This window comes from Sphingobium sp. CR2-8 (genome assembly GCF_035818615.1).
Taxonomy (GTDB): Bacteria; Pseudomonadota; Alphaproteobacteria; order Sphingomonadales; family Sphingomonadaceae; genus Sphingobium.
Map to the genome: position 1 here is coordinate 1,402,474 of NZ_JAYKZY010000002.1, position 15,110 is coordinate 1,417,583.

The following is a 15,110-nucleotide window of genomic DNA, read 5'->3' on the forward strand; positions in this document are numbered from 1 at the left end:
ATGACGCCGATGACGAAATATGGTGAGTCCAGCTGGGTTCGAACCAGCGACCTACTGATTAAAAGTCAGTTGCTCTACCGACTGAGCTATGGACCCCCGCAAGCGGTGGAGGCTGCCCTAAAGGCGAGGATGGCGATGGTCAACCTCTAGTCGCGCGCTTGACCCTGGCTTTTTGCAGGCGGGCATGGAGATGGCGGACGGACAGCCCCAGATGCGGGTCGCGCCAGTCCGGCGCGATCGCCAGAAGCGGCGTCAGCACGAAGGCGCGACCGCGATAGGCGGCGTGCGGGATCGTCAGAAGGCGGCTGCGCCAGACGCCGCCCGACCAGAGGATGATGTCGATGTCGACGCTGCGCGCGCCCCAGCGGCGATGGCGACGACGGCCCAATCGGTTCTCGATGGCCTGGAGGAAGGTCAGCATCGCGGGCGGCGGCAGTGCGCTTTCGACCAGCAAGGCGCCATTGGCGAAGCGGCGGGCGGAAGGGCCAAGTGGCGGCGTGGACAATATGGGCGACACGCCCAGAACCCGCGCTTGGTTCCCGATCATGGCTGTCGCTTCCGTCAGCAGGCGCGTGGGCGTCCGGCTGGCGGACAAGGGCCGGTTCGATCCGAGCGCCAGCGCGTAGAGATGACGCGGGTCGGCCATCGGCGTCCCTAGCGGACCTTATCCCTGGCCTGCGCCTTCATCTGGGCATAGGCGGCGTCTTGTGCATCAAGCGGCAGCGTCAGCAGATAGCGCAGGGCGTCCTTATAGGTCAGAAAGGGCCGCTCATCCGCGATAACCGGCACCGTACGCGCATTGTAAAGCCGCTTCAACAGGCGCTTCTGGGGTCTGCCGAGCTCGTGAATCGGTTCGGTCGGCGCTTCGATCTCGATTTCGGGCGTTTGGGGTGCCGCAGCATCGGTGATGGGGGTATCGGTGTCGGTCATGCGATCAGATATCCTGCGCGATCCGGCCATAGAGGTCGGGTCGCCGGTCGCGGAAGAAGCCCATGCCCGCGCGGTGGGTGCGCGCCCTGGTCAGGTCCAGCGTCGCCACCAGCGCGCCATGATCCTTCGCGTCGGCTTCGGCCAGATAGTCGCCCCATTCGTCGGTGATGAAGCTGTGGCCGTAGAAAAGCTGGCCGTCCTCGTCCCCGATGCGGTTCGCGGCGATCACCGGCATGCAGTTGCTGACCGCATGGCCGATCATCGCGCGCCGCCACATGCGGCTGGTGTCGAGGTCGGCGTCATAGGGTTCGGAACCGATGGCGGTAGGGTAGAGCAGCATTTCCGCACCCATCAACGCCATGCAGCGTGCGGTTTCGGGATACCATTGGTCCCAGCATATACCGACGCCGATGGTGCCATATCGAGTGTTCCACACTTTGAAGCCGCTGTTGCCGGGGCGGAAATAATATTTTTCCTCATAACCCGGGCCATCGGGAATATGGCTCTTGCGATAGACACCCATGATCTCGCCCTGGTCATCGATCATGGCGAGCGAGTTGTAATGATGCTGCCCGTCGCGCTCGAAATAGCTGGTGGGGATATAGACGCCCAGTTCCTTCGCCAGCTTGCGCATCTCCTGCACCGCCGGATGGCTGTCGGTCGGCTGCGCGTTGGCGAACAGCGCTTCATCCTCTACGCGGCAGAAATAGGGGCCTTCGAACAGTTCCGGCGGCAGGATGATCTTTGCGCCCCGGCTCGCGGCCTTGCGCACATGGTCGGCGACCAGCGCGATATTGGCGCCCATATCGTCCGAAAAGGCGAGTTGAAGGGCGGCGACGGTGACGCGGGTCATTCTTCACTCCATGGCGGGAAACAGCGCGCCATATAGGGACTGTCCGCCCGACATGCCACCGTTCAAACCATCGTTGCCGACCGACCGGTTCAGAGCAACCCGGACGCGTGGTTGAGCACCAGGTCGCAGGCGCGGGTCTTCACCTTGCTCTTGAGGCTGTCGAGCGACAGGGCGTTCCGGTCGGTCTGGATAGTGCCCGTCTGCCCCAGCTTGAAGCCGCTCAATTCCTTCACGCCCGGCTTGCCCGTCAGCTTGCCCAGGATGGACGCGGCGCGGGTGGCGTTGACCAGCTTGTTCTTCATGCAATAGCTCAGCACGCCTGCGGCATTGCCCGCGCCGACCGATGCGATATTGGGTAGTCCGCCACCCAGCAGGCCGCCCAGATCCAGTTGCGCGGAGGACGGGGCGGCGGTCATCGCCAGCAGCACGAACGGCGCAGCGCGAAGGGGAAGGCGGATCATGGCAGTCTCCTTTACGGCCGGACGACTCCGGCCATCGGCCTGAAGGGTGGGCCGATCCGCCTTCATTCGCAACGCCGCTTTTCGGTAGTTCAGGCGGCGCTCGGCATCTGCTGGCTGCAACAATGGAAGCTGCCGCCGCCCGACAGGATGGCGTCGCTGCGCAGGCCGACGATTTCCCGGCCCGGGAAGAAGGGGCGGAAGGCGTCGAGCGCGGCCTGGTCGTTGGGCTGGCCATAGATGGGCACGATGACCGCAGCGTTGCCGACGTAGAAATTCATGTAGCTGGCCGGGATGGCTTCGCCGTCCACCAGCACCAGGCCGGGGGAGGGGATGTCGACCACCTCCACCCCATGCGCCTTGGCGCGATCGCGGGCGTCGGCGTAGATCGCCCTATTGGGATCGTCGGCCGTCGTCGCGATCGGCAGGGCCAGCTTGCCGGGCGCCACGAAGCGGGCGAGATTGTCGACATGGCCGTCGGTATGGTCGTTCAGCAACCCGTCGCCCAGCCACAGCATGTCGGACAGGCCCAGCGCGCCTGCGAGCAACGTCTCGATCTTGCCGCGATCCAGATCCGGGTTGCGATTGGGATTAAGCAGGCATTGCTCGGTCGTCACGAACAGGCCGGTGCCGTCGGTGTCGATTGCGCCCCCTTCGAACACCCAATTCTGGGTGGAGGTCATGAGGCCGGTGGTCGCAGCCAGCCGCGCCCCGATATCCTCGTCGCCGGGCATCCGATATTTGCCGCCCCAGCCGTTGAAGCCGAAATCGACCAATGCCCGGCCTTGTGCGCCGTTCAGCACTGCGATCGGCGCGGTGTCGCGTAGCCAGACGTCGCCCAGTTTCTGAACGACGATAGAGACACCAGAATCGACCAGCGCGCGGGCCGCCTGCGCATCGCCTTCATTGGCGACGACCAGCCGCACCGCTTCACCCCGGCCATCGGCATGGAGGGCGCTGGCGAAGGCGGCGATCTGCGCGCGGGCATCCTCGAACGCGCCGGGCCATTCGGCGGGGTTGGTAGGAAAGCCGATCCAGGTCCAGTCGTGCGGCGCCCATTCGGCAGGCATGCGGAAAGTCATGGCTTTTGTCCTTGCTCGACCGGGGGCCGATCCGTGATAGCGGGATTATGCGCGCTCCATAGCGTGCCATGTGCCAAGTGGACAGAGGGCGGATGCCATGAAGATACGCGTTTCGATGATGGCGGCGGGCCTTCTGCTTTCGCTGTCCGGTCCGGCAAGGGCCGGTGAGTTGCCGGACTGGCTGACCGGCGAATGGCAGCAGGAGCGGGCGGATCGCTGGACCGAGGAAGTATGGACCCTGCCGCGCGGCGGGATGATGATCGGTGTCGGTCGGACCGGGCGCGGGGAAAGCCTGCGGTCCTGGGAAGTGATGCGGATCGTGCGCGCCGCCGATGGATCGCTGGCGTTTCATGGCGCGCCCGACGGCGGCCCGGCGACCGTCTTTCCTTTGGTCGAGCAGGGCGTTCGCGATATCGTCTTCGCCAATCCCGACCATGATTATCCGCAACGCATCCGCTATTGGCGCGAAGGGCGACTGCTGATGGCCGAAACGTCGAAGATGGACGGCAGCAATGTCCAGAGCTGGACCTACGCCCCGGCGGGGAAGTAGGTCCAGCTACCGGTTTTACTTCCCCGCCCGATCCTTGTCGCGGATGGCGCGGAATTCGTCGCCTTCCACCCAGTTGGGCCAGTCGGTGGTCGTCGCCAGGTCGCGGCCGACACTGTAATAGAGTTTCAGGTCGGCCAGGATGCCGGTCCAGTCCCAGTTGGGATCATATTCGTCCTTGGGACCGTGATAGCGGTTCTTGGTATAATCCTCCGCCGCGGCCAGACCCGCTGCCGTGCCGCCCTTCACCAGATCCTCGCCACCCTCGAAATAGAGCATCGGCAGGCCATATTTGGCGAAGCTGAAATGGTCGGAACGATAATAAAAGCCCTTCTCCGGGGTCGGCTCCAACGTCGCGACACGGTCCTGCGCGGCGAGCGCGCGGTCGAGATAGGCGTCGAGCTGCGACTTGCCCTTGCCGATGACCACGACATTCTTTGCCAGCCCCGCAACCGACAAAGCGTCCATGTTCACGCCGCCCACGGTCCTGGCGAAGGGAAAGACCGGGTTCTTACCATAATAGGCCGATCCCAGCAGACCCGATTCCTCCCCGGTCACGGCAAGGAACACTTGGCTGCGGTCGGTCGGCCCGGCCTTCACATTGGCCTGCGCCAGCGCGACCAGCGCGGCGGTGCCGGTGGCGTTGTCGACCGCGCCGTTGCAGATATCGTCGCCGTCGGGCGCGGCCTGGCAGTGGCCCAGATGGTCCCAATGGGCGCTGTAGAGCACATATTCGTCGGGCCGGGTCTTGCCGGGCAGCAACGCCACGACATTTTTCGAGCTATGCTTGCGCAGGTCGTTGTCGAAGGACAGACTGGCCTTCACCCCTGTGAGCGGCACCGCCTTGAAGCCTGGCTTCTTGGCTGCCGCCATTTGGGCGTTCAGGTCCAGGCCTGCGCTGGCGAACAGAGCCGACGCCTTGTCCTTCTGAATCCAGCCGATCGCCTGGCTCTGGTCGGCATTGCCGTTGGCGCTGTCGGCGACATGTTGCGCGCCGGTCCAACTGGACTGGACGACGTTCCAGCCATAGGCGGCAGGCACCGTGTCATGCACGATGATCGCGGCGGCCGCACCCTGCCGAGCGGCTTCCTCGAACTTGTAGGTCCAGCGGCCATAATAGGTCATTGCCCGGCCGTTGAACGGGCCGGTCAGCCCCTGCGTCTCATAATCAGGGTCGTTGACCAGGATGATGACCGTCTTGCCCTTCACATCCAGCCCGGCATAGTCGTTCCAGCCCTTTTCCGGCGCGTTGATGCCATAGCCGACGAATACGACCGGGCTGTCCTTGATCGTGATCTTTGACTGAGTCGTGCGATAGGTGCCGACCACCATTTCGGGGCCATAGGCGGCGGTGACGGCGCTCTTGCCGCCGGTGAAGGACAGCGGCGACACATTCTTCGCGGTGATTTCCACCAGCGGCACATCCTGGAACCAGCTGCCCTTGTTGCCGGGCTTCAGGCCCAGCTTGGCAAATTCGGCGGCGAGCAGCGCCAGCGTCTTTTCCTCGCCGGGCGATCCAGGCGCGCGCCCTTCATAGGCGTCGGAGGACAGTTCCTTCACCAGCCGCTTCATCGTGTCGATCGACGGCTCGGCCGTTTTGGCGGCGGTGGACCTGGCTGGTGCCGCAGTCGCAACGACCGGTGTGGACAGGGCAAGGACGGCGGCGATCGCCGCAATGGAGCTACGCATGGAATACCCTCTGTTTTACGAATGCGCAGGTGATGCCACCGTGTGGCAGGTCGCGCAAGAATGTTGCGCACACAGAAAAGGGCGGCTCTTTGCAGAGCCGCCCTTTTCGTAATTCCGTATCGGTAAACCGATTAGCGCGAATAGAATTCGACGACCAGGTTCGGTTCCATCTTCACCGGGTAGGGCACTTCGTCCAGCGTCGGCACGCGGACATAGCTGACCTTGGTCGCGCCGTCGGGGGCGACATAGTCGGGGATGTCACGCTCTGGCAGGCTCTGCGCTTCCAGAACCAGCGCCATTTCCTGCGCCTTCTTGCCCAGGGTGATTTCGTCGCCCGGCTTCACCAGACGCGACGCGATGTTGCACTTCACGCCGTTCACATAGATGTGCCCGTGGGACACGATCTGACGGGCCGAGAAGATGGTCGGCGCGAACTTGGCGCGGTACACGACGGCGTCGAGGCGGCGCTCCAGCAGACCGATCAGGTTCTGGCCGGTGTCGCCCTTCATGCGGCTGGCTTCGAAATAGTTCTTCTTGAACTGCTTTTCGGTGATGTCGCCGTAATAGCCCTTCAGCTTCTGCTTGGCGCGCAGCTGGATGCCATAGTCGGACATCTTGCCCTTGCGGCGCTGGCCGTGCTGACCGGGACCATATTCGCGCTTGTTCACAGGCGACTTGGGACGGCCCCAGATATTCTCGCCCATGCGACGGTCGAGCTTGTACTTGGCGCTGGTGCGCTTCGTCATAGATAATTCCTAGTAATTGCTTTTAACGTTGTTCCCGGTATCGCCTACGTCCGTATTGCGTCATGCGCTCAGGGGCAGGGCCGCCGCTTCACCGGGATGCGGAGCCAATTGCGAAGGCGCGCCTATGACCATATGGACCCTGTATGTCAACCCTCGACAGGCTGCGCGCGGCGGCTTAGTCGGTCAGGCATGACTCCCGAACATTATTCCACCATGGCGCAGGTGCGCGCTGGCGTCGACAATCTCGACCGGCAGATCGTCGCCTTGCTGGCGCAACGCTTCGCCCATATGCGCGCCGCCGCCCGGATCAAGCCCGATCGCAGCGCGGTGCGCGACGAAGCGCGCAAGGCGGAGGTCATCGCCAACGCCTGTGCCGAGGCGGAGGCGTTGGGGGTGCCGTGCGACTTGATCGCGGGCATGTGGGAAGAACTGGTCGAAGCGTCGATCGCCTATGAAATGGCGGAGTTCGACCGGACGCGGGGGTGAACATGACTCCGTTCGGTTCGAGCTTGTCGAGAACCCTGGCGCCAGGGTTCTCGACAAGCTCGAACCGAACGGGAAGGAGCATTCAGCGTTCGCGCGGCCGCGCCAGATGCGACAGCACCCCGCGCAGCGTCCGCACCTCCAGGTGGTTCCAGCCCGGCTTGGTCAGCAGGTTGCGCAGCGTCAGCCGGGTCGCACCGGCGCGGTCGGGCGGAAAGAAATAGCCGACCTTCACCAACAGCGCATCGAGTTGCTCGATCATGCCCTCAAGCTCCACCTGCGGTGCAGGCTCACCCAGATCGGTGATGGTGGGCTGTTTCAGGTCCGCCTGTTTCGACCATTCATAGGCGCACAATATGACCGCTTGGGCCAGGTTCAGCGACCCGAACTCGGGGTTGATCGGCACGGTCAGGATCTTGCGCGCGACCGCAACGTCCTCCGTCTCCAGCCCCGATCGTTCCGGGCCGAAGACATAGGCGCAGCGGCCCTGCGCGGCATGAACTTCTTGCGCTGCTTGCTCCGGTGTCACGACAGGCTTGGTCACGCCGCGCTTGCGCACCGTGGTGGCGTAGACATGGGCGCAGTCCGCCACCGCGTCGGCCAGTGTTTCGTAGACCTGGGCCTGGTCCAGGATGAAGTCCGCGCCTGCCGCCGACGGCCCGGCGTCGGGATTGGGCCAGCCGTCGCGCGGCGACACCAGCCGCATTTCGGTCAGCCCGAAATTCAGCATGGCGCGTGCCGCCTTCCCGATATTTTCCCCCAGCTGCGGGCGGACCAGGACGATGACGGGGGAGGGGGAGGGGCGTGATCTTCTGTCATTAAACCGTTCGTCCTGAGTAGGGGCTGAGCCTCCATATGTTCCGTTCGGTTCGAGCCAGGTCGAGCGCAGTCGAGACCCGCGGTCGAGAACGGGCTGCATCCGAAACGGCGTTCCAGTCGCCGCGAATCAGCGCCTCCTTCTTCTTCCGCGACCAATCCTTGACTTGTCGCTCCCGTTCCAAAGCGTTGATACGATCCGTGAAGGTCTCGCTGAAGACCAATTCGACAGGCCGGCGATCATGGGTGTAGCCGGGCAACTCGCCGGACTGGTGCTGGGCGACGCGACGTTCAAGATCGTCCGTATGGCCGGTATAGTAAGAGCCGTCCGAACAGCGAAGGATGTAGATCCAGAAACTCATATGGCGCGGGATTCTCGACAAGCTCGAACTGAACGGGGGTTGGGATGACCGCTGGTCACATCCTCACTCTCGCCCGACTTCTTTCACCGTCCCTGCGAATTCCTCGAAATCCTTGGCGTCGGTGAAGTCCTTATAGACGCTCGCGAAGCGTATATAGGCGACGCTGTCGAGGCGTTTGAGCCCTTCCATCACCAGTTCGCCGATCGCGCGGGCCGGGACTTCGCTGTCGCCGCTGGTTTCCAATTGGCGCTGGATGCCGGAGATCAGCTTTTCCAGGCGGCTGGGGTCGATCGGTCGCTTGCGGCAGGCGATGCCGATGGAGCGGGCCAGCTTGTCCCGCTCGAACGCTTCCTTGCGCCCCTCGCTCTTCACGACCCAGATGTCGCGCAGCTGGATGCGCTCGAAGGTGGTGAAGCGCGCGGCGCAGGCTTCGCACTGGCGGCGGCGGCGGATGGCGGCGCCATCCTCCGTCGGACGGCTGTCCTTCACCTGGCTGTCTTCATGGGCGCAGAAGGGGCAGCGCATGGATAATAATCTCCGTTCGTTTCGAGCCGCTTCGGAAAACGATGTCGCTGAACCCGTTTCTCGACAAGCTCGAAACGAACGGCTCTCTCATCTTAATAGATCGGGAAGCGCGCCGTCAGGCCCAGCACCTTCTCGCGCACATGGGCTTCGACTTGGCCATCGCCTTCGTCGCCGTTGCGGTTGAGGCCTTCCACGACCTGCGCGATCAGGCGGCCGATTTCGCGGAACTCTTCCTCCCGGAAGCCGCGCGTCGTGCCGGCCGGCGTGCCGAGCCGCACGCCCGACGTGACGAACGGGCTGGCCGTGTCGAACGGCACATTGTTCTTGTTGCAGGTGATGTAGGCGCGATCGAGCGCCTTTTCCGCGGCTTTGCCGGTGGTGTTCTTCGCGCGCAGGTCGACCAGCATCAGGTGATTGTCGGTGCCGCCCGACACGATCGACAGGCCGGCTTCGACCAACGTTTCAGACAGGGCGCGGGCATTGGCGACGATCTGATGCGCATAAGCCTTGAACTCTGGCGTCAGCGCTTCCTTGAACGCCACCGCCTTGGCCGCGATGATGTGCATCAGCGGGCCGCCCTGCAGGCCGGGGAAGATCGCGCTGTTGAATTTCTTGGCCAGCGCCTCGTCATTGCACAGGATGATGCCCGACCGAGGTCCACGCAGCGACTTGTGGGTCGTGGTGGTGGTGACGTGGGCGTAAGGCACCGGCGAGGGGTGCGCGCCGCCCGCGACCAGGCCGGAGAAGTGCGACATGTCGGCCAGAAGATAGGCGCCCACCTCATCGGCGATCTCGCGGAAACGCTTGAAGTCCCAGACGCGCGAATAGGCGGTGCCGCCGCAGATGATGAGCTTGGGCTTGGATTCGCGCGCGATGCGGGCGACTTCGTCCATGTCGATCAGATGATCGTCGGGACGAACCCCATATGCGACGGGCTTGAACCACTTGCCGCTCATGTTGACGGGCGAGCCGTGGGTCAGGTGGCCGCCGGACGACAGGTCGAGCCCCATGAACGTGTCGCCCGGTTGCAGCAGCGCCAGGAACACGGCCTGGTTCATCTGGCTGCCGCTATTGGGCTGGACGTTGGCGAAGTTCGCGCCGAACAGCTGCTTGGCGCGCTCGATCGCCAGCGTTTCGACCACGTCTGCATATTCGCAGCCGCCATAGTAACGCTTGCCCGGATAGCCCTCGGCATATTTGTTTGTGAAGATGGAGCCTGCGGCTTCCAGCACCGCCTTCGACACGATATTTTCGGACGCGATCAGTTCGATCTTGTCCTGCTGGCGCTTCAGCTCATTGCCGATCGCGCCGAAGATGTCCGGGTCCGCGCTGCTGAGCGATTCACTGAAGAAGCCTTCCTGGCGGATGGCGGGCGAAAGCGTGTCTGTGCTCATCGAAATATCCTTTCAGAGCGCGGGCTGGGATAATTTCTCGACGCGGCCGGCATGGCGGCCACCGCCGAAATCGGTGGAGAGAAAAGCGGTGACGCAGGCCTTGGCCATGTCCACGCCCGTCAGGCGCGCGCCCATCGCGATGACATTGGCGTCATTATGTTCGCGCGACAGGGCGGCCGACAGCGGTTCCCCCACCAGCGCGCAGCGGCAGGCGGGGTTGCGATTGACGGCGATCGAAATGCCTATGCCAGAGCCGCACAGCGCAATGCCGCGCTCCGCTGCGCCCGAGGCGACGGCTGTCGCGAGCTTGTAACCAAAATCGGGATAGTCGACCCGGTCGGCAGTCGCGGGGCCAAGGTCGGCGACGTCATGCCCCTCGTCGCGCAGCCATTGCGCAAGCTCCGCCTTCAGTTCGACGGCGGCATGATCGGAAGCGATGGCGATCTTCATGGCTGTTGGGCCCCTGCGTCCATGGGGTGATTCGAGTCTGGGCGCGTCATAGGGGGAGAGGCGGGCAATTGCCACCGTCCAGCTTGCCGACTATGCATCGTCGCCATGGCTGGCACGATTTTATCCATATTGATGCTCGCAGGCGTCCTGCTCACGGGCGGTGGCATTTATGCGGTCGTGAAGAAGGGCGACCGCAAGCGCGGCGGCCTGATGATCGTCGCGGGCCTCGTCATGTTCGGCAATGTCGCGATCAGCGCGATACCGGGGCCGGATATCGCGCCGCTGGAACGGCGATAAAAAGGGGCCGCCTTTCGGCAGCCCCTTTTCTTTTAGCTGTGCCGATCCTCAGCGGATCGGCGAATCCGGCGACAGGCGCATGTCGAGATAATTGTCGACCGACTTCATCAACTGGTCGAGTTCATGCTCGAAGAAATGGTTCGCGCCGCGAATTTCGTCATGATGGATGGTGATGCCCTTTTGCGTGCGCAGCTTGTCGACCAGCTTCTGCACGGCGCTCGCCGTCACGACTTCATCCGACGTCCCTTGCACGATGATGCCCGAGGAGGGGCAGGGCGCGAGGAAGGAGAAGTCGTACATGTTGGCGGGCGGCGCGACTGAGATGAAGCCGCGGATTTCCGGGCGGCGCATCAGCAACTGCATGCCGATCCACGCGCCGAAGGAGAAGCCGGCGATCCAGGTGGTCTGCGCTTCAGGATGGAAGCTCTGCACCCAATCGAGCGCGGCCGCCGCGTCGGACAGTTCACCGATGCCATTGTCGAACGTGCCCTGGCTGCGGCCGACGCCCCGGAAGTTGAAGCGCAACACGGCAAAGCCGCGCTTCACGAAGGTCTTGTAGAGCGCCTGGGTAATACGGTCGTTCATCGTGCCGCCGCCCTGGGGGTGCGGGTGCAGGATCATGGCGACCGGCGCGCGCGGGCGGGGCGGGGGGCTGAAACGGCCTTCGAGGCGGCCTTCGGGTCCGGGGAAAATGACGTCTGGCATGGCACCTGTTATCGTTCTGGGCCGTCCTGCTCGGATGAGCCGACAGCGGATGGATGCGGATCGCGCGCACCAATGGGTAGTGCTGGCGCTGCGCGGCAGTCCGCCTATATAGAAGCCGCCGCCATTTCCGCAATCAATGAGTAACGCCGCTTGGTCGCCGACCGCCTTTACCTCGATCATGCCGCCACCACGCCCATGCTGCCAGCGGCGCAAGTCGCGATGGTGGAGGCGATGGCTGGCTGGGCCAACCCGTCCAGCCCCCATGCCGATGGCCGCGCCGCCCGCGCCAGGCTGGAGGAGGCACGTGCCCGCATCGCGGCGGCGCTAGGCTGGACCGGGCATGTCATCTTTACCTCTGGCGCGAGCGAGGCGATCGCCATCGGTCTGCTGCGCGCGAAGGCCGCCCGCATCGTCACGTCGCCGGTGGAGCATGACGCCGTGCTGCGCGTGACGAAGGCGGCGGCGCGGTTGGGGGTTAAGTCTGACGGACGTGTCGATCCAACCTCCGTTGGCGCAGTTCGAACAGGTGAGGGGGTGGTCTTCGCCATCCAGCACGTCAACAACGAAACCGGGGTGATCCAGCCGCTCGACCAGATCGATCGTGACGGCGCGATCCTGTTTGCCGATTGCGCCCAGAGCGCGGGTAAACTGCCCCTGCCGGACGCGGACATGATCGCGATCAGTGCGCACAAATTCGGCGGCCCGCCCGGCATCGGCGCGCTGCTGATCCGCGACCTGGCCCTGATGGAACCGAGCGGCGGGCAGGAGCAGGGCTATCGCGCCGGGACCGAAAATCTGCCCGCTATCCTCGCCATGGTCGCCGCGCTGGAGGCGCGGGAGGATTGGCTGCCCCGCGCCGCCGCCCTGCGCGCGCGGCTGGACGCGGACATAGAGGCGGCGGGCGGGATCATCGTCGCGCGCGATGCGCCGCGTATCCCCACTATCGCCAGCTATCGCATGCCCGGCGTGTCGGCCCGCGCCCAGCTGATCCAGTTCGACATGGCGGGCATTTCGGTGTCGGCGGGCAGCGCCTGCTCGTCCGGTTCGCTCAAGACCAGCCATGTGCTGGGCGCGATGGGCTGGGACGAGGATGCCGCGTCGCAAGTCGTCCGGGTCAGCTTCGGCCCGCAAACGTGCGACAGCGACATGGACAGGTTCCTAAATGTTTGGAAGACCATGATGCAGCGATCAAAGCATTGATATATCTGGATTATCAGGCAACGACGCCGCTTGCGTCCGAAGCGTTCGACGCGATGGTGCCGTTGCTCCGCGACCAGTTCGCCAACCCGCACAGCGCCCACCGGCTGGGCCGCGCCGCCGCCGCACAGGTGGAGGTGGCGCGCGACGAGATCGCGCGATTGCTGCCGCCGGGCGGCAGGCTGATCTTCACCTCCGGCGCGACGGAGGCGCTCAACATCGCGATCCAGGGCGCGGGGCCGGGCGGCATCGTGACGATCGCGACCGAGCATGCCGCCGTGCTGGATACGGTGGAGGCGATGCGGCGCACCGGGCGGGATGTCACCATTCTCCCCGTCGGGCCGGATGGGGTCGTAGATATGGACGCTGCCGCGCAGGCCATCGTTCCAGGTGTCTCACTCGTTGTCGCCATGCTGGTGAATAACGAGATCGGCGTGATCCAGCCGGTCGCCGCGCTTGCCGATCTGGCGCATCGCGCGGGCGCACTGTTCCTGTGCGACGCGGTGCAGGGTTATGGCCGCGTGGCGATCCCCCCGGCCTGCGACATGATCGCGATCAGTGCCCACAAGATCCATGGTCCCAAGGGCGTGGGCGCGCTCTGGCTGCGCGATGGCGTGCGGCCCGTGCCGCTGATCCATGGCGGCGGGCAGGAGGCCGGGCTGCGTTCGGGCACGCTGTCGCCTGCGCTCTGCGCCGGTTTCGGCGTTGCCGCGCGATTGATGCGCGAACGGGCCGATGCCGATCGCGACCACGTCAAAGGGCTAGCCGCACTGGCCCGTGCGTTGTTCGCCGACTGGACATTGAACGGGTCCGACACCCATCGCTATCCCGGCAATCTCAACCTGCGCCGCGACGGCATCGATGGCGCGCGATTGTTGTCATATTGCCGCAATATTGCTTTTTCGCTCGGTAGCGCTTGCGCAAGCGGGTCCGGGCGGCCTAGCCATGTGCTGCGCGCGCTGGGGCTGACGGATGCCCAGGCGCGCGGATCGGTGCGGATCGGCTTTGGCCGTTACACGAGCCGGGAAGAGTTGGAGAGGGCAGCACAGGCATTGCATGAAGCGGCAGCCGCACAAGCGGCGCCGTGAACGGGAGCGCATAGAATATATGACCATCGTCACCTTCATCAGCGCCGATGGCGAACGACGGCAGGAGGTGGACGCACCCACTGGATCGATATTGCTGGAGATAGCGCAAGCCGCTGGCCAGCCGCTGGAGGGCACGTGCGAGGGGCAGATGGCCTGCTCCACCTGCCATGTCATCATCGATACCGACGATTTCGCCAGGCTGCCCCGCGCCAGCGAGGATGAAGAAGATATGCTGGACCTGGCCGCTGCCGCGACCCGCACCAGCCGCCTGTCGTGCCAGATCGTGCTGGATGGGAAGCTGGACCGGCTGATGGTGCGCATTCCAGGCGAATTCAACAACATGCAGGGCATGTGATGACCGATATGAAAACACTGATCGCCGCGTTCGCCACGCTGTCGCTGCTGGCCGCCCCCGCCTCGGCCGCCGAAAAGAAGGCCCCGCCCGCGAAGGAACCGGCGCCGACGGGACGGCTCGACACGCTGCTGCCGCCCGCGCCGCGCTATCTGGTGCCGCAATCGGCGCTGACTTCCGTGCGTAATCCCGCCGAGATCGAGAAGGAGATCGGCGGTCGGCTGGGCGTCGCGCTGGTCGACAGGAGCGGGGCGTTGCTGCTGGGGTTCAACCGCGACGAGCGGTTCGCCATGTGTTCGACCTTCAAGGGGCCGCTGGCCGCCGCCGTGCTGATCGGGGCGGAAGGGGGCAAGTTCGGGCTGGACGGGACGATCCCCGTCGGCAAGGATGATATCCTTGACCATGCGCCGGTGGTGAAGAAGAACCTTAAACGCGGTCGCATGACCATGGGCGAGCTGGCGCAGGCGGCGGTGGAGGTCAGCGACAACAGCGCCGCCAACCTGTTGCTGCCCATGCTGGGCGGGCCGGAAGGACTGACAGCCTTCATGCGCGCCCATGGCGACAGCGTGACGCGGCTGGATCGCAACGAGCCGACGCTGAACGAAAATGCGGAAGGGGACGAGCAGGACACCACGACGCCCGCCGCGATGGCGGGGCTGATGGGGCGCCTCTTCTTCCGCGACATGAAACCGCAAAGCGCGGATACGCTGCGCAGCTGGTTCAACGCCAGCAGCACCGGCGACAAGCGGATCAAGGCGGGCCTGTCCGAAGGCTGGACATCGGGCAGCAAGACCGGGACATGCGGCAACGCCTATAATGACGTGGCGCTGGTGAAATCGCCGGCTGGCGACGAATATATCCTGGCGATCTATATCGACCGGCCGACCGTCGACGCCAAGAAGGCCGAAGCCGCGATCGCGGAAACCGCGCGCGCCGCGCTGGATTTCGTGGGCAAGGCGCAGAAGAGCGGGCTGGAGTAGAGGAAGGCGCTGCCATCCTGTCCACCGTCATGCTGAACTTGTTTCAGCATCCATCCCGCCACCGGGTACAAAAGCATGTGTGGAGAAATGGACCCTGAAACAAGTTCAGGGTGACGATTGGCAAGAGGTGGTTACTACCCCTTGCCATCCCTCTCC

20 protein-coding genes and 1 tRNA gene are annotated in these 15,110 nt (G+C 64.5%); 7 read left to right on the forward strand and 14 right to left on the reverse strand.

The annotated features are described in order from the left end of the window. Positions 1-20: 20 nt before the first annotated feature. The 6 genes from U5A82_RS10705 to U5A82_RS10730 form a co-directional block, all read right to left on the reverse strand. Positions 21-96 (reverse strand) — tRNA-Lys (locus U5A82_RS10705). 43 nt (positions 97-139) lie between these two features. Then, positions 140-646: a 2-amino-4-hydroxy-6-hydroxymethyldihydropteridine diphosphokinase gene (gene folK, locus U5A82_RS10710; RefSeq protein WP_326290759.1), complete on the reverse strand. Its 507-nt coding sequence runs from the start codon at positions 644-646 to the stop codon at positions 140-142. An 8-nt stretch (positions 647-654) separates the two neighbouring features. Then, positions 655-930 (reverse strand): hypothetical protein, encoded by a 276-nt coding sequence (locus tag U5A82_RS10715; RefSeq protein WP_326290760.1) that lies wholly within the window; start codon positions 928-930, stop codon positions 655-657. Between the two features lie 4 nt (positions 931-934). Then, a complete protein-coding gene (gene aguB, locus U5A82_RS10720) occupies positions 935-1,783 on the reverse strand; it encodes an N-carbamoylputrescine amidase (RefSeq protein ID WP_326290762.1) in 849 nt (282 codons plus the stop codon). Between the two features lie 89 nt (positions 1,784-1,872). Then, complete coding sequence (locus U5A82_RS10725) at positions 1,873-2,244, reverse strand: DUF2501 domain-containing protein (protein WP_326290764.1); 372 nt, start codon at positions 2,242-2,244, stop codon at positions 1,873-1,875. Between the two features lie 89 nt (positions 2,245-2,333). Then, on the reverse strand, positions 2,334-3,323 hold the full coding sequence (locus U5A82_RS10730; protein WP_326290766.1) for an agmatine deiminase family protein: 990 nt from the start codon (positions 3,321-3,323) through the stop codon (positions 2,334-2,336). 97 nt (positions 3,324-3,420) lie between these two features. Between U5A82_RS10730 and U5A82_RS10735 the strand changes: the two genes are divergently transcribed. Continuing rightward, positions 3,421-3,873, forward strand: coding sequence for a DUF6265 family protein (locus tag U5A82_RS10735; protein WP_326290768.1), 453 nt, complete (start codon positions 3,421-3,423; stop codon positions 3,871-3,873). Positions 3,874-3,888: 15 nt separating this feature from the next. On the opposite strand, the gene U5A82_RS10740 is transcribed toward U5A82_RS10735, so the two are convergent. Continuing rightward, on the reverse strand, positions 3,889-5,559 hold the full coding sequence (locus U5A82_RS10740) for a M28 family peptidase (protein WP_326290771.1): 1,671 nt from the start codon (positions 5,557-5,559) through the stop codon (positions 3,889-3,891). A gap of 131 nt (positions 5,560-5,690) precedes the next feature. Continuing rightward, positions 5,691-6,305 carry a 30S ribosomal protein S4 gene (gene rpsD / locus U5A82_RS10745; protein ID WP_326290774.1) on the reverse strand — a complete coding sequence of 205 codons (615 nt, stop codon included), beginning with the start codon at positions 6,303-6,305 and terminating at the stop codon, positions 5,691-5,693. Between the two features lie 189 nt (positions 6,306-6,494). Between rpsD and U5A82_RS10750 the strand changes: the two genes are divergently transcribed. After that, positions 6,495-6,791: a chorismate mutase gene (locus tag U5A82_RS10750; protein WP_326290776.1), complete on the forward strand. Its 297-nt coding sequence runs from the start codon at positions 6,495-6,497 to the stop codon at positions 6,789-6,791. An 82-nt stretch (positions 6,792-6,873) separates the two neighbouring features. On the opposite strand, the gene U5A82_RS10755 is transcribed toward U5A82_RS10750, so the two are convergent. The 5 genes from U5A82_RS10755 to rpiB form a co-directional block, all read right to left on the reverse strand. Further along, positions 6,874-7,518: an RNA methyltransferase gene (locus U5A82_RS10755; RefSeq protein ID WP_326290778.1), complete on the reverse strand. Its 645-nt coding sequence runs from the start codon at positions 7,516-7,518 to the stop codon at positions 6,874-6,876. Between the two features lie 88 nt (positions 7,519-7,606). Next, the gene (locus U5A82_RS10760) at positions 7,607-7,966 is read right to left on the reverse strand and encodes a GIY-YIG nuclease family protein (RefSeq protein ID WP_326290780.1); all 360 of its coding nucleotides are present in this window, start codon (positions 7,964-7,966) and stop codon (positions 7,607-7,609) included. 63 nt (positions 7,967-8,029) lie between these two features. Continuing rightward, the gene (nrdR, locus tag U5A82_RS10765) at positions 8,030-8,491 is read right to left on the reverse strand and encodes a transcriptional regulator NrdR (RefSeq protein ID WP_326290782.1); all 462 of its coding nucleotides are present in this window, start codon (positions 8,489-8,491) and stop codon (positions 8,030-8,032) included. Between the two features lie 92 nt (positions 8,492-8,583). Beyond that, positions 8,584-9,885 carry a serine hydroxymethyltransferase gene (gene glyA, locus U5A82_RS10770; protein WP_326290784.1) on the reverse strand — a complete coding sequence of 434 codons (1,302 nt, stop codon included), beginning with the start codon at positions 9,883-9,885 and terminating at the stop codon, positions 8,584-8,586. A gap of 12 nt (positions 9,886-9,897) precedes the next feature. Continuing rightward, entirely contained in the window at positions 9,898-10,335 is a 438-nt protein-coding gene (rpiB, locus tag U5A82_RS10775; protein ID WP_326290786.1) for a ribose 5-phosphate isomerase B, read from the reverse strand. 105 nt (positions 10,336-10,440) lie between these two features. Between rpiB and U5A82_RS10780 the strand changes: the two genes are divergently transcribed. Then, positions 10,441-10,632, forward strand: a complete 192-nt coding sequence (locus tag U5A82_RS10780) for a hypothetical protein (protein WP_326290788.1) — start codon at positions 10,441-10,443, stop codon at positions 10,630-10,632. A 48-nt stretch (positions 10,633-10,680) separates the two neighbouring features. Here U5A82_RS10780 and U5A82_RS10785 read toward each other — a convergent pair whose 3' ends face one another. After that, positions 10,681-11,337, reverse strand: coding sequence for an alpha/beta hydrolase (locus tag U5A82_RS10785; protein ID WP_155186460.1), 657 nt, complete (start codon positions 11,335-11,337; stop codon positions 10,681-10,683). A 150-nt stretch (positions 11,338-11,487) separates the two neighbouring features. Here U5A82_RS10785 and U5A82_RS10790 point away from each other — a divergent pair, with 150 nt between their 5' ends. Genes U5A82_RS10790 through blaSGM form a run of 4 tightly spaced genes read left to right on the forward strand, consistent with a single transcriptional unit; the run spans position 11,488 to position 14,954 of the window. Continuing rightward, positions 11,488-12,537: a cysteine desulfurase family protein gene (locus tag U5A82_RS10790; protein WP_326290791.1), complete on the forward strand. Its 1,050-nt coding sequence runs from the start codon at positions 11,488-11,490 to the stop codon at positions 12,535-12,537. Then, on the forward strand, positions 12,534-13,622 hold the full coding sequence (locus tag U5A82_RS10795; protein WP_326292907.1) for a cysteine desulfurase family protein: 1,089 nt from the start codon (positions 12,534-12,536) through the stop codon (positions 13,620-13,622). Before U5A82_RS10790 ends, U5A82_RS10795 begins: the two co-directional genes overlap by 4 nt. A gap of 19 nt (positions 13,623-13,641) precedes the next feature. After that, positions 13,642-13,977: a 2Fe-2S iron-sulfur cluster-binding protein gene (locus U5A82_RS10800; RefSeq protein ID WP_326290792.1), complete on the forward strand. Its 336-nt coding sequence runs from the start codon at positions 13,642-13,644 to the stop codon at positions 13,975-13,977. Between the two features lie 8 nt (positions 13,978-13,985). Next, positions 13,986-14,954 carry an SGM family class A beta-lactamase gene (gene blaSGM / locus U5A82_RS10805; protein ID WP_326292908.1) on the forward strand — a complete coding sequence of 323 codons (969 nt, stop codon included), beginning with the start codon at positions 13,986-13,988 and terminating at the stop codon, positions 14,952-14,954. Positions 14,955-15,110: the final 156 nt, after the last annotated feature.

Coding starts and splice junctions, on each gene's coding strand:
- folK (WP_326290759.1), bottom strand. CDS start 646: ATGGCCGACCCGCGTCATCTCTACGCGCTGGCGCTCGGATCGAACCGG.
- U5A82_RS10715 (WP_326290760.1), bottom strand. CDS start 930: ATGACCGACACCGATACCCCCATCACCGATGCTGCGGCACCCCAAACG.
- aguB (WP_326290762.1), bottom strand. CDS start 1,783: ATGACCCGCGTCACCGTCGCCGCCCTTCAACTCGCCTTTTCGGACGAT.
- U5A82_RS10725 (WP_326290764.1), bottom strand. CDS start 2,244: ATGATCCGCCTTCCCCTTCGCGCTGCGCCGTTCGTGCTGCTGGCGATG.
- U5A82_RS10730 (WP_326290766.1), bottom strand. CDS start 3,323: ATGACTTTCCGCATGCCTGCCGAATGGGCGCCGCACGACTGGACCTGG.
- U5A82_RS10735 (WP_326290768.1), top strand. CDS start 3,421: ATGAAGATACGCGTTTCGATGATGGCGGCGGGCCTTCTGCTTTCGCTG.
- U5A82_RS10740 (WP_326290771.1), bottom strand. CDS start 5,559: ATGCGTAGCTCCATTGCGGCGATCGCCGCCGTCCTTGCCCTGTCCACA.
- rpsD (WP_326290774.1), bottom strand. CDS start 6,305: ATGACGAAGCGCACCAGCGCCAAGTACAAGCTCGACCGTCGCATGGGC.
- U5A82_RS10750 (WP_326290776.1), top strand. CDS start 6,495: ATGACTCCCGAACATTATTCCACCATGGCGCAGGTGCGCGCTGGCGTC.
- U5A82_RS10755 (WP_326290778.1), bottom strand. CDS start 7,518: ATGCTGAATTTCGGGCTGACCGAAATGCGGCTGGTGTCGCCGCGCGAC.
- U5A82_RS10760 (WP_326290780.1), bottom strand. CDS start 7,966: ATGAGTTTCTGGATCTACATCCTTCGCTGTTCGGACGGCTCTTACTAT.
- nrdR (WP_326290782.1), bottom strand. CDS start 8,491: ATGCGCTGCCCCTTCTGCGCCCATGAAGACAGCCAGGTGAAGGACAGC.
- glyA (WP_326290784.1), bottom strand. CDS start 9,885: ATGAGCACAGACACGCTTTCGCCCGCCATCCGCCAGGAAGGCTTCTTC.
- rpiB (WP_326290786.1), bottom strand. CDS start 10,335: ATGAAGATCGCCATCGCTTCCGATCATGCCGCCGTCGAACTGAAGGCG.
- U5A82_RS10780 (WP_326290788.1), top strand. CDS start 10,441: ATGGCTGGCACGATTTTATCCATATTGATGCTCGCAGGCGTCCTGCTC.
- U5A82_RS10785 (WP_155186460.1), bottom strand. CDS start 11,337: ATGCCAGACGTCATTTTCCCCGGACCCGAAGGCCGCCTCGAAGGCCGT.
- U5A82_RS10800 (WP_326290792.1), top strand. CDS start 13,642: ATGACCATCGTCACCTTCATCAGCGCCGATGGCGAACGACGGCAGGAG.
- blaSGM (WP_326292908.1), top strand. CDS start 13,986: ATGAAAACACTGATCGCCGCGTTCGCCACGCTGTCGCTGCTGGCCGCC.